This window comes from Microcella alkalica (assembly GCF_014137945.1).
Taxonomy (GTDB): Bacteria; Actinomycetota; Actinomycetes; order Actinomycetales; family Microbacteriaceae; genus Microcella; species Microcella alkalica.
Genome location: NZ_JACGWX010000001.1, coordinates 585,795 through 598,056 on the forward strand (window position 1 = coordinate 585,795; position 12,262 = coordinate 598,056).

Sequence of the window (12,262 nt, forward strand, 5' to 3'; positions counted from 1 at the left end):
GCTCCGCGCTCCCGCACCCCATGACGCGCTCACCGCTGACGCTCTCGGCCATCGCCCGGCTCGGGTTCACCGAGCTGAGCGAGGCGCGCGACGGCCTCGACGGCTACGAGGAGCACCTCGAGGCCTTCGGGCTCGCCGCCGACCCCGACCGCGCGCTGCGGTCGCTGCGACGCCTGCACGAGCAGCACGGGGATGCCGTGGCCGCCGCTCTCGGCGACGCCGACTGGGCGAGGCGCCTGATCCGCGCGCTCGGCGCGAGCGACGGGTTGTTCGACTTCCTCCGCCGCCGTCCCGGCCAGCTGAGCGCGCTGCGCGATCCGCTGCCCGAGCCCCTGACGGCCCTCGGGTACCGCGATGACCTGCGCGCAGCGGTCGTCCCGCACGCCGGCGACGCCGCGGTCGTGGCCCTGCGCGTCCGCTACCGGCACCACCTGCTGCGCCTCGCGGTGTGGGATCTCGAGCACCCCGACCCCCTCTCGGCGATGCCGCGCGTCGGCGCGGCCCTCGCCGACCTCGCGGGCGCGGTTCTCGACGCGGCCCTCGACGTCGCTCGGCGCGAGATCGCCTTCCCCGCCGATGACGTCGCGCGCACGCGGCTCGCGATCATCGGCATGGGCAAGTGCGGGGCGAGCGAGCTCAACTACCTCAGCGACGTCGACGTCATCTACGTCGCGGAGGGCTCCTCCGGCCTGGAGACCTCGCGGGCCGTGGAGATCGCGACGCGACTCGCGCAGGGGACGGCCCGGGGCATCCAGGAGCCGGCGATCGAGCCGCCGCTGTGGGAGGTCGACGCGAACCTGCGGCCCGAGGGCAAGGACGGCGCGCTCGTCCGCTCGCTCGACTCGCACCGCGCCTACTACGGGCGCTGGGCCAAGAACTGGGAGTTCCAGGCGCTCCTCAAAGCCCGCCCGATCGCGGGGGACGCGGAGCTCGGCGAGGAGTACCTCGGGGTCGTGTCGCCACTCGTCTGGCAGAGCTCGCAGCGCGAGGGCTTCGTGGAGTCGGTGCAGGCGATGCGAGAGCGCGTGACCGCGCACATCCCCGCCGATGAGGTCGATGTGCAGCTCAAGCTCGGCCCTGGCGGTCTGCGCGACGTCGAGTTCACGATCCAGCTGCTGCAGCTCGTGCACGGGCACCTCGACGACTCGGTGCGCGAGCGGTCGACGATCGATGCGCTCGCGGCTCTCGCCGAGCGCGGCTACATCGGTCGCGCGGAGGCCGCCGAGTTCTCGAGCGACTACCGCCTGCTGCGCGTCATCGAGCACCGACTGCAGCTCGACGGCCTGCGGCGCACGCACCTCATGCCGCGCGAACCCGAGAAGCTGCGCGTCCTCGCCCGCGCGACGGGCTTCCTCGCGACCGCCGAGGAGCTCACTGTGCGGTGGCAGCGAACGAGGCTCGCGGTGCGCTCGCTGCATGAGCGGCTCTTCTACCGGCCGCTCCTGTCGGCGGTCGCCGCGCTTCCCGAGGAGGGCTTCGCTCTCACGAGCGAGCAGGCCGAGGCGCGCCTGCGCGCGATCGGCTTCGTCGACCCGCGCGGCGCTCTGCACCACATCGCCGCGCTCACGACCGGCGTCTCGCGCAGCGCGCAGATCCAGCGCACGCTCCTCCCGGTCATCCTGAAGTGGCTCGCCGACGGCGCCGACCCCGACTACGGCCTGCTCGCCTTCCGCCGCCTGAGCGACGACCTCGGCGAGGCGTACTGGTTCCTGCGGATGCTGCGCGACTCGAGCGGCGCCGCCCAGCGGCTCACGAACGTGCTTGCGGCCTCGCGCTACGTGGGCGGGCTCTTCGAGCGCATCCCGGAGGGTGCCGCGTGGCTCGAGAACGAGGAGGAGCTGCGCCCTCGTCCGCTCGAGGCCCTCCTGGACGAGATGCGGGCGACGCTCGCTCGTCACGCCGACGACGTCGAGGGCGCGGCGAAGGCGCTTCGCACCGCGCGCCGCAGGGAGATCCTTCGCACGGCCCTCGCGGGCATCCTCGACGTCATCACCGTCGAGGAGCTCGGGGTCGCGCTGAGCGACATCACGACGACCCTCCTGACCGGAGCGCTGTCGCTCGCGCACCGCTACGGCGACGGCATCGAGTTCGCGATCGTCGGCATGGGCCGCTACGGCGGGCGCGAGCTGGGCTTCGGGTCCGACGCCGACGTCATGTACGTCTACCGCGACGCGGGCGCGGGGGAGGACGCGCAGAAGCGCGCCGAGCAGGTCGTGCGCGATCTCGTCCGCCTGACGGAGGACATCCGCCTGCCGTTCGACCTCGACGCCGGCCTGCGTCCCGAGGGACGCAACGGCGTGATCGTGCGCTCGCTCGACTCGTACCGCGCGTACTACGAGCGCTGGTCGCTCGCCTGGGAGGCCCAGGCCCTCCTGCGGGCGGAGGTCGTCGCCGGCGACGAGGGGCTCTCCACCGCGTTCACGGAGCTCGCCGACACGGTGCGGTACCCGGCCTCCTTCAGCGAGGCGGATGCCCGTGAGGTGCGCCGCATCAAGGCCCGCGTCGAGTCGGAGCGGCTTCCGCAGGCAGCCGACCCCGCGCGCCACCTCAAGCTCGGCCGCGGATCGCTCAGCGATGTCGAGTGGTTCGTCCAGCTCGTGCAGCTCCAGCACGCGGCCGCGACGCCCGGCCTTCGCACGACCTCGACGCTCGGTGCTCTCGCGGCAGGGGTGGAGGCCGGTCTCATCCCGCAGCGCGACGCGGACCGACTGCGCGACGCATGGATCATCGCCTCCCGGGCCCGCTCGGCGATGACGCTGTGGACGGCGAAAACCGCCGACGTCCTGCCGACCGATCGGCGTCAGCTCGACGGCGTCGCGCGTCTCATGGGGTACGGTCCCGGCGGAGCCGCGCCACTCGAGGAGGACTACCTGCGCACGACGCGCCTCGCCCGCCAGGTGTTCGAGCGCGGCTTCTACGCCGCGCCGCCGACCGCCTGATCGTCGGGACGGCGCCGCGAACGCCACGAGGGCCGCACCCGCGCGATGCGGATGCGGCCCTCGGACGCTGTGTTGCGGGTGGTGCAGGAGCGACTAGACCGAGAAGTACAGCTCGTACTCGAACGGGTGCGGGCGCTGCGCGAAGGGGAGGAGCTCCTTCTCGCGCTTGTAGTCGATCCAGGTCTCGATGAGGTCCTTCGTGAACACGCCGCCCGCGAGCAGGAAGTCGTGGTCGGCCTCGAGCGCCGTGAGCGCCGCCTCGAGCGAGGCGGGAGCCTGCGGGATCGTCTTGGCCTCCTCGGGCGGGAGCTCGTAGAGGTCCTTGTCGACGGGCTCGTGCGGCTCGATCTTGTTGATGATGCCGTCGATGCCGGCCATCATCTGCGCGGCGAACGCGAGGTACGGGTTGCTCGCCGCGTCGGGGGCGCGGAACTCGATGCGCTTGGCCTTCGGGTTCGTGCCCGTGATCGGGATGCGGATCGCGGCCGAGCGGTTGCCCGCCGAGTACACGAGGTTGACGGGCGCCTCGAAGCCGGGGATCAGACGGCGGTACGAGTTGACCGAGGGGTTCGTGAACGCCATGACTGCGGGGGCGTGCTTGAGCAGCCCGCCGATGTACCAGCGCGCGGTGTCCGACAGGCCGCCGTAGCCGGCCTCGTCGTAGAACAGCGGCTTGCCGTCGTTCCAGAGCGACTGGTGGGTGTGCATGCCCGAGCCGTTGTCGCCCATGAGCGGCTTCGGCATGAAGGTCGCGACCTTGCCCCACTCGGAGGCAGTGTTCTTGACGATGTACTTGAACTTCAGGATGTCGTCCGCGGCCGAGACCATCGTGTCGAACTTGTAGTTGATCTCGCCCTGGCCCGCGGTGCCTACCTCGTGGTGGCTGCGCTCGACCTCGAGGCCCGCCTCCATGAGCTTGACGACGATGTCGTCGCGCATGTCGGCGTGCTGGTCGACGGGGGAGACGGGGAAGTAGCCGCCCTTGTACGGGGTCTTGTTGGCGAGGTTGCCGCCCTCCTCGACGCGGCCGGAGTTCCAGGCGGCCTCGCTCGAGTCGACCTCGTAGAAGCTCTTGTTCTGCTTCACCTCGTAGCGCACGTCGTCGAAGATGTAGAACTCGGCCTCGGGGGCGAAGAACGCGGTGTCGGCGATGCCGGTCGAGGCGAGGAACTTCTCGGCCTTCTGGGCCACCTGGCGCGGGTCGCGGCCGTAGATCTCGCCGTTGCGGGGGTTGTAGATGTCGAAGACCATGATGAGCGTGCGCTCGGCCCGGAAGGGGTCGACGTACGCCGTCGACACGTCGGGGATGAGCTGCAGGTCCGACTCGTGGATCGACTGGAAGCCGCGGATGGACGAGCCATCGAACAGCTGCCCGACGGTGAAGAAGTCCTCGTCGACGCTGGCAGCAGGGATGTTGAAGTGCTGCTGCACGCCGGGGAGGTCGGTGAAGCGGATGTCGAGGAACTTGACGTCCGTGTCCTTGATGAACTTCAGGACCTCGGAAGAATCACTGAACATGTGATGGTCTCCTGGGTAGGTACCGGTCGGCTGCGAGCGCAACCGAGGATGACGTTACGGGGCGGGCATTTCCCCGCGGTGTCCCGATTGTTTCGGGGATGTTACGCGCCTTCGGGGCGCGCCGGTCGGGCCAGGATGCTCAGCCGACGGCCTGCGCGAAGCCCGCGCTCGGCTCCGCGAGCCCGCGCAGAGCATCCGGGATCTCGCGTCCCTTCGCGACCATCGACTGCGCCCACAGGCGCCCGGCCCGGTAGCTCGAGCGCACGAGCGGCCCGGCGAGGACGCCGAGGAATCCGATCTCATCCGCCTCGGCCTTGATCTCGACGAACTCCTGCGGCTTCACCCAGCGGTCGATGGGGTGGTGGCGCGGCGTCGGGCGCAGGTACTGCGTGATCGTGACGATGTCGGTGCCCGCGTGGTGCAGGTCGCGCAACGCCTGGCTGACCTCCTCGCGCGTCTCGCCCATGCCGAGGATGAGGTTCGACTTGGTGATGAGGCCGAAGTCGCGCGCCTGCGTGATGACATCGAGCGAGCGGTCGTACCGGAAGGCCGGTCGGATGCGCTTGAAGATGCGCGGCACCGTTTCGACGTTGTGCGCGAAGACCTCGGGCCGCGACTCGAACACGACGCGCAGCAGCTCCGGGTTGCCGCTGAAGTCGGTCGCGAGGATCTCCACGCCCGTGCCGGGGTTTAGCTCGTGGATCATCCGGACCGTCTCTGCATGCAGCCATGCGCCCTCATCGGGCAGGTCGTCGCGCGCGACGCCCGTGACGGTCGCGTAGCGGAGGTTCATCTCGCGCACGCTCTCGGCGACGCGTCGCGGCTCGTCGCGGTCGTAGTCGGCGGGCTTGCCGGTGTCGATCTGGCAGAAGTCGCAACGGCGGGTGCACTGGCTGCCGCCGATGAGGAAGGTGGCCTCGCGGTCCTCCCAGCACTCGTAGATGTTGGGGCAGCCCGCCTCCTGGCACACCGTGTGGAGCTGCTTCTCTCCGACGAGGGCGCGCAGCTCGGTGTACTCCGGGCCCATCTTCGCCCGCGTCTTGATCCACTCCGGCTTCTTCTCGATCGGGGTCTGCGCGTTGCGCACCTCGAGGCGCAGCATCTTGCGGCCCTCGCCGGGGTGGGTGGGGCTTGTGGTCGCGTCGAGGGCGGTCATGCGGGGACTCCTTGGTCCTGGAGGGCGGGCACGCCGACGCGCGCGTGGACGAGCGGCCCGAAGCGCCGCTGGATGAGGGGGGCGACGTCCGCCGGGGTGACGGTACGACCGAGTTCGCGGGAGACGCTCGTGACGTTCGCGTCGGCGAGACCGCACGCGACGATGCGCTCGTAGGCCTCGAAGCCGTTGGAGCAGTTGAGCGCGAATCCGTGCATCGTCACGGCGCTCGCGACGCGGATTCCGATCGCCGCGATCTTGTCGGTGCCGCGCAGCCAGACTCCGGATCGGCCGGCGACGCGCTCGGCGCCGACGACGCCCAGGTCCTCGAGGACGGCGATGAGCATCCCCTCGAGGGCGCGCACGTAGGCGACGACGTCGACCGGCTCGGCGAGGCGGATGATCGGATACCCGACGAGCTGGCCGGGGCCGTGCCAGGTGATCTTGCCGCCGCGGTCGACGTCGATGACGGGGGAGCCGTCGACGGGCCGCTCGTGCGGCTCGGTGCGCTTGCCGGCGGTGTACACGCTCTCGTGCTCGAGCAGGAGGACGGAATCGGGCGCCCGGCCCTCGACGACGGCGGCGTGCAGAGCACGCTGCTGCTCGAGAACCGACAGATACGGCACGGAGTTGGCGCTTAGCCCCGTGTCGACGTAGTCGATCACGTCGCCAGTGTACGCCGCCGTCACCTGCTGTCAGACGAACGGATGCTCCGCGCCGGCTGTGCGTGTTCGCCCAGCCGCACCCCGCCTAGGATCGGAGCCGTGCCCGAGACCCCGCCCGCCTTCCCGCAGTGGCCCGGCCAGCACCTCGGTCTCCCCGAGTCCGGGCCGCGCTCGATCGCCCGCTACGGCCGCCGCCTCGCCGCAGTCGCGATCGACTGGGGACTCGCGGTCCTGATCGCCGTCGCGTTCTTCGACTACGACGCGCTCGTCCTCCAGGGGCTCTTCGTCGCGCTGCAGATCCTGCCGCTCGTGCTCGTCAACGCGAGCATCGGGCACCTGCTCCTCGGGTTGCGCCTGCAGCGCATCGAGGGGGGCCGGCTGGGAGTCTGGAGGCCCATAGTGCGGTCTCTGCTGCTCGGGCTCGTGATCCCCGCGCTCATCGTGGACAACGACCAGCGCGGTCTGCACGATCGCGCGGTTCGCACGATCCTTCTGCGCCGCTGACGAGGAGCGACCCTCGCCGCGGGGGCGGCGCGTCAGCGAGGCTTCGGCGCGCGCACCTTCGTCGGGTCGATCCCCTTCGGGATGGGCAGGCTGCTGGTGCGGCTGAGGGAGACCAGCCGGTTGTTCACCGCGTACACCTCCGCCTTGCTGATCGCCTTCTTGAGGCGGTTCAGGGTCTTCGGCAGGCGCTCGAGCGGGATGCTCTCGGCGTCGGGGCCGACGTGCAGCAGATGGATGGGGACGTTGGGGATGATGCGCGCGACGTTGCGGCGCTCCTCCTCGAGCATCCGGCGGGTCCGCGACTGCGGCCCCTCGCCGATGAGGACGACGCCCGGCTTGCCCACCGCGCGGTAGACGGCGTCCTGCGACTTCGTGACGGCGACGGGCATCTCGCTCGCCTGCCACGCCCGGCGCAGCGAGCTCTTCAGCACGGCGCCGACGGCACCGGGCTGCCCGGCGATCTGCCGGTAGGCGACCCGCTCGGCGCGGCGGCCGAGCACGATGAGGAAACCGAGGATGCCGCCCAGGACGCCGGTGATGACATACAGCACGATGCCGATGATGTTGTCGCCCGACAGCGTGATCGCGAGCACGATGCCGGCGGCGAGCGGCAGTAGGAGCCCGGCGAGCATCATCCAGAGCGCGGCGCGGTCGTTCCTGATCGTCATCCGGAACACCTGCCACAGCTGCTTCATGCGACCGGGTTCCTTGGCGGGCTTGGGTGCGGTGGGGCGGGCCATGGTTCCAGAATAGGGCCCGTCGCGCGTCGTCCCCCGCCGGTGTCCGAGGTCGCCCGTCCCCAGGACGGATCGGCACCGCCCGCGGGTGCGGGATGCTGGGCACTCTGTCGGTCATGACCCGCTTCGTGCCCGCCGGTGACCGTGCCGATCGACCGTCCCGGTGGGCTCCGACCGTCTCGACCGAGCACCATCAGGACGGCGCCGCCGTCATCGGCGGCTATCGACTGGTCAGGCGTCTCGGGAAGGACGAGGAGGTGGTGACCTGGCTCGCGCGCGGAGGCGACGAGACCGTCGTGCTCCGGTCCTTCCGCGGTTCCGCGTCGGATCTGCGCATCGACGCCGAGATCGGCGCGCGCGAGCGACTGTCAGGGCGGCACGTCCCCGAGCTCCTGGATGTCGCGACCTCCCGCTCCGGCCGGCCCGTCGCCGTCGTCGGCGCCGTCGTGGGGCCGCTCCTGAGCGACCTCCTGGCTCGATCCTCGGGGGAGCTTCGTGCCGGCCACGTCACGACGATCCTCGCTCCGATCGCCGCACTCCTCGATGCCGCTCACGAGGTCGGCGCCACAGTCGGCCGCCTGGATGCCTCGGGAATCCGAATCGACAGGAGCGGTGCGCCGGTGCTCGTGGCGCTCGGAGCGGCCTCCGTCGCGGCCCCTCTGCCCGCGCGCTTCCGCGACCGCGAGCCGTCGATCCGTGCGGACCGCGACGCTCTTCTCGCCTTCGGCGCGTCGCTCGTCGAGCTCGTCGACGCGCGCGAGCGCGACGCCGTCATGGCCGCGCTCTCCTCGGCATCCGAACCTGGCGCGGTCGAGCTCGCACTCTTCGACTGCGCGGCTCCTCTGCCGCTCGATCTCCTGACTGACCCGCCCCGACCGCAGGCGTCGCCGCTCGAGCACCCATCCGCCATGCCGATCGCCGCGACGACGGCTGTCCGGGAGGTGGGGGCCGCCACGGCGGATGGGACGCGCAGCGGTGCCGTCGGTCCGGTCGGGCGGATCTCGACCGCCCTCGGCCTTCCCGTCGGCCTGGCTGCACCTGTCGACACCGCGGCGGCCGTACTCGGTGGAGCGCTGCGAGATCGGTGGGCGCGGGCTTCGCGCGGTCGTTCCCGGGCGTCGCTCGTGAGCCGGCCACGACGCGGCGTGGTGATCGCCGGCGCTCTCGGCGCACTCGCGCTCTTCGCAGCCGCCGTCCTCGCGGCGGCGGAGACGCCCCCCGTCACCACCGCTCGCGCCGAGCCCCCAGCGGCATCGAGCGGCGGCAGTGATGCGCCGCTTCCGGATCAGCCGGCCCAGGTCGCGCCGCCGGACGCTCCGGAGGGGACCGAGCAGAGCATGCCCGAAGCGCTCGCGTCGCCCGAAGCGGAGCAGTGGCGGCCGTTGGTCGGGGCCCTCGTCGATCGCTGGCTCGCGTGCGCGGATGCGCCGTCGGAGGACTGCATCGCCCGCGTGGCCCACCCCGGATCCTCCGCGGAGGAGACGCTCGCAAGCGGGGAATCAGCGCTGTCGACGACCGGGCCCGGATCAGGATCCGGCATGCGCACCTGGGCGGCACGCGATGGGGAACTCGTCGTCGTCGACCGGATGGGAGCGGCCGCGCTCGTCGATCTGCTGGACGGCGAGACGGCGACGGCCTCGCTCCTCGTGGTGAGGAGCGAGGCCGGATGGCGCGTTCGGGCAGTGATGCCCTGAGCGGTTCGGAGCCCGGCTAGATGCCGAGGTCGCCGTCGAAGTCGGCGTCCTCGAGGCGCGCCTTCACCGCGCTGAGGAAACGCGCGGCATCGGCACCGTCGACGATGCGGTGGTCGTACGACAGAGCCAGGTACACCGTGGAGCGGATCGCGATGGCATCGGCGCCGTCGACGGTCACGACCGCCGGCTTCTTCACGACGACTCCGGTGCCGAGGATGGCGACCTGCGGCAGGAAGACGACGGGCGTGTCGAACAGAGCGCCGCGCGAGCCGGTGTTGGTGAGCGTGAAGGTGCCGCCCGCCAGTTCGTCCGGCTTGAGCTGGTTGTCGCGCGTGCGAGCGGCGAGGTCGGCGATGTCCTTGGCGAGGTCGGCGATCGACTTGTCTCCGGCGTTGCGCACGACCGGGGTCAGCAGCCCGCGCTCGGTGTCCACCGCGATGGAGAGGTTCTCCGTCTCGGGGTAGACGATGGAGTCGCCGTCCACTGTGGCGTTGATGATCGGGAACGATCGGAGCGCCTCGGTCGCAGCCTTGGCGAAGAAGGGGAGGAACGAGAGCTTGACGCCCGTCGCCTTCTGGAACTCATCCTTCACCGCGGTGCGCAGGGTGGCGACCTTCGTGACATCGACCTCGACGACCGTGGTGAGCTGAGCGGTCGACTGCATCGATGCCACCGCGCGCTCGGCGATGACCTTGCGCAGTCGCGACATCTGCACCGTGGTGCCCCGGAGGGGGGAGACCTCGGCCGGCGCTCGCGGCGCGGCGGCGGGGGCCGTGCCGGACGCGGCAGGGGCGGCCTCCGCCGCGGCGATCACGTCCTGGCGGCGGATCCGGCCGCCGACGCCCGTGCCGGTCACGCTCGAGAGGTCGACGCCCTTCTCCTGCGCGAGCTTGCGCACGATGGGCGTGATGTACCCCGACGTGCCGGTCGCGTCGCCGGCGTCCTGAGCATCGGCGCTGTCGGCCTGTGCGGGAGCTGCGGCGGGCGCCTCCTCCGCGGGCTGCGCCGCAGGCGCGGCCACGGCAGGGGGAGCAGCGGCAGGGGGAGCGGCTGCAGGCGGCGCGGCGGGAGCGGGCGCCTCGGTCGACGGCTGCGCCGCCGGAGCCTCCGTGGCAGCGGGCTCGGGAGTCTCGGTCGAGGGCCGAGCGGCGCTCTCGGCGGGGGCCTCCGCCTGCTGCGCGGGGGCCTCGGGCGCCGCCGCAGGCTCGGCGGCGGGGGTCGGCGCGTGAGCGGGCTCCGCCGCGGGCTCTGCGGCGGGAGCCGCCTCGGGCTCAGGAGCAGCGTCAACGGGTGCGGGCTCCGCAGGGGCCTCGGCGGCCTCCGCGGGAGCGGCATCTCCGCCGCCGCTGCCGTCGCCGATCCGCACCAGCGGGGTGCCGACCTCGACGGTCTCGTCCTCCGCGACGAGGATCTCCTCGATCACCCCGGCCACGGGGGACGGGATCTCGGTGTCGACCTTGTCGGTCGACACCTCGAGCAGCGGCTCGTCGACCTCGACGCGGTCGCCCACGTTCTTCAGCCAGCGGGTGACCGTGCCCTCGGTGACGCTCTCGCCGAGCGCCGGGAGGTTGACGGATTCGCTCATCAGTGATGCTCCTTTGGAAACCGGTGGTTGTTCAGCTTATGGGCGGATCAGATGCCGTGCAGGGGCTTGCCGGCGAGGGCGAGGAAGGCCTCGCCGAGCGCCTCGTTCTGCGTCGGGTGCGCGTGGAGCAGGGGAGCGATGTCCTCGGGGTGCGCGTCCCAGTTCACCGCGAGCTGCGCCTCGCCGATGAGCTCGCCGACGCGGGCGCCGATCATGTGGACGCCGACGACCGGTCCGTCGACGACGCGGATGACCTTGATGATGCCGGCGGTCTCGAGTATGTGGCTCTTGCCGTTGCCGGCGAGGTTGTAGTCGTACGACGCGATCTGAGCCTCGCCGTACTGCTCCTTGGCCTTCGCCTCGGTGAGGCCGACGGACGCGACCTCGGGCTCGGAGTAGGTCACCTTGGGGACGTTCACGTCGCTGATGACGACGGGCTGGAGGCCAGCGATCTCCTCGGCCACGAAGATTCCGTGCTGGAACCCGCGGTGCGCGAGTTGCAGGCCCGGCACGATGTCGCCGACGGCGTACACGCCCGGGACGTTCGTCCGCAGGCGCTCGTCGGTCAGGACGAAGCCGCGGTCCATCGCGACGCCGACCTCCTCGAACCCGAGATTCGCGGTCATCGGCCCGCGGCCGACGGCGACGAGGAGGAGGTCCGCCTCGATGGTCTCACCGCTCTCGAGCGTCACCACGACGCCGTTGTCGTCCTGAGTCACTCCCTGGAAGCGGACGCCGAGCTTGAAGTCGATGCCGCGCTTGCGGTAGGCGCGCTCGAACTGCTTGGAGATCGCCTCGTCCTCGTTGGGGACGAGGTGGGGCAGCGCCTCGATGATGACGACCTCGGCGCCCCACGAGCGCCAGACGCTCGAGAACTCGACGCCGATGACGCCGCCGCCGAGGACGGCGACCTTCTTGGGCACGTAGTCGAGCTGGAGCGCCTGCTCCGACGTGATCACGCGTCCGCCGATCTCGAGACCGGGGAGGCTCCGGGAGTAGGAGCCGGTCGCCAGGATGACGTTCTTGCCCGTGATCGTCTGCTCGCCGACCTGAACGGTCGTCGGCGACGTCAGTCGGCCCTCTCCCTCGATCGTCGTGATGCCGCGCGCCTTGATGAGCCCCTGGAGCCCCTTGTACTTGCTCGCGATGATCCCCTCGCGGTACGCGGTGACGGCGGGAACGTCAATGCCCTCGAGCGTCGCGCGGACTCCGAACTTCGCGGAGTCGCGGGCCGCGTCCGCGACCTCGGCCGCGTGCAGCAGCGCCTTCGTGGGGATGCAGCCGACGTGGAGGCAGGTGCCCCCCACCTTGTGCTTCTCGATCAGGCCGACGGTCATGCCGAGCTGGCTGGCGCGGAGGGCGGCCGCGTAGCCGCCACTGCCGGCACCGAGGATGACGAGATCAAAAGTGTGTTCCGACACCGAGGAGACTCCCTTGAGGATTCGTGCGGAGGCCGATCTAGACGGT

9 protein-coding genes are annotated in these 12,262 nt (G+C 71.3%); 3 read left to right on the plus strand and 6 right to left on the minus strand.

Annotation, left to right across the window (positions count from 1 at the left end; all coding sequences use genetic code 11):
* The first annotated feature begins 20 nt into the window (after positions 1 to 20).
* The gene (locus FHX53_RS02805; protein ID WP_182489811.1) at positions 21 to 2,939 is read left to right on the plus strand and encodes a bifunctional [glutamine synthetase] adenylyltransferase/[glutamine synthetase]-adenylyl-L-tyrosine phosphorylase; all 2,919 of its coding nucleotides are present in this window, start codon (positions 21 to 23) and stop codon (positions 2,937 to 2,939) included.
* 93 nt (positions 2,940 to 3,032) lie between these two features.
* Here FHX53_RS02805 and glnA read toward each other — a convergent pair whose 3' ends face one another.
* The 3 genes from glnA to lipB all read right to left on the minus strand — a co-directional run bounded on the left by glnA (position 3,033) and on the right by lipB (position 6,275).
* Positions 3,033 to 4,457, minus strand: a complete 1,425-nt coding sequence (glnA, locus tag FHX53_RS02810; protein ID WP_182489812.1) for a type I glutamate--ammonia ligase — start codon at positions 4,455 to 4,457, stop codon at positions 3,033 to 3,035.
* Between the two features lie 139 nt (positions 4,458 to 4,596).
* Positions 4,597 to 5,613 carry a lipoyl synthase gene (gene lipA / locus FHX53_RS02815; RefSeq protein WP_182489813.1) on the minus strand — a complete coding sequence of 339 codons (1,017 nt, stop codon included), beginning with the start codon at positions 5,611 to 5,613 and terminating at the stop codon, positions 4,597 to 4,599.
* Entirely contained in the window at positions 5,610 to 6,275 is a 666-nt protein-coding gene (lipB, locus tag FHX53_RS02820; RefSeq protein ID WP_182489814.1) for a lipoyl(octanoyl) transferase LipB, read from the minus strand. Before lipB ends, lipA begins: the two co-directional genes overlap by 4 nt.
* A gap of 99 nt (positions 6,276 to 6,374) precedes the next feature.
* On the opposite strand from lipB, the gene FHX53_RS02825 reads away from it, so the two are divergent.
* Positions 6,375 to 6,779 carry an RDD family protein gene (locus FHX53_RS02825; RefSeq protein ID WP_343050766.1) on the plus strand — a complete coding sequence of 135 codons (405 nt, stop codon included), beginning with the start codon at positions 6,375 to 6,377 and terminating at the stop codon, positions 6,777 to 6,779.
* A gap of 32 nt (positions 6,780 to 6,811) precedes the next feature.
* On the opposite strand, the gene FHX53_RS02830 is transcribed toward FHX53_RS02825, so the two are convergent.
* Positions 6,812 to 7,519 carry a DUF4191 domain-containing protein gene (locus FHX53_RS02830; RefSeq protein WP_182489816.1) on the minus strand — a complete coding sequence of 236 codons (708 nt, stop codon included), beginning with the start codon at positions 7,517 to 7,519 and terminating at the stop codon, positions 6,812 to 6,814.
* A 113-nt stretch (positions 7,520 to 7,632) separates the two neighbouring features.
* Here FHX53_RS02830 and FHX53_RS02835 point away from each other — a divergent pair, with 113 nt between their 5' ends.
* Positions 7,633 to 9,210 (plus strand): serine/threonine-protein kinase, encoded by a 1,578-nt coding sequence (locus FHX53_RS02835; RefSeq protein WP_182489817.1) that lies wholly within the window; start codon positions 7,633 to 7,635, stop codon positions 9,208 to 9,210.
* Positions 9,211 to 9,226: 16 nt separating this feature from the next.
* Here the strand turns inward: FHX53_RS02835 and sucB are convergent, their stop codons facing one another.
* Both sucB and lpdA read right to left on the minus strand, forming a co-directional pair.
* A complete protein-coding gene (gene sucB / locus FHX53_RS02840; protein ID WP_182489818.1) occupies positions 9,227 to 10,795 on the minus strand; it encodes a 2-oxoglutarate dehydrogenase, E2 component, dihydrolipoamide succinyltransferase in 1,569 nt (522 codons plus the stop codon).
* Between the two features lie 47 nt (positions 10,796 to 10,842).
* Positions 10,843 to 12,216, minus strand: coding sequence for a dihydrolipoyl dehydrogenase (gene lpdA, locus FHX53_RS02845; protein WP_182489819.1), 1,374 nt, complete (start codon positions 12,214 to 12,216; stop codon positions 10,843 to 10,845).
* Positions 12,217 to 12,262 lie beyond the last annotated feature (46 nt).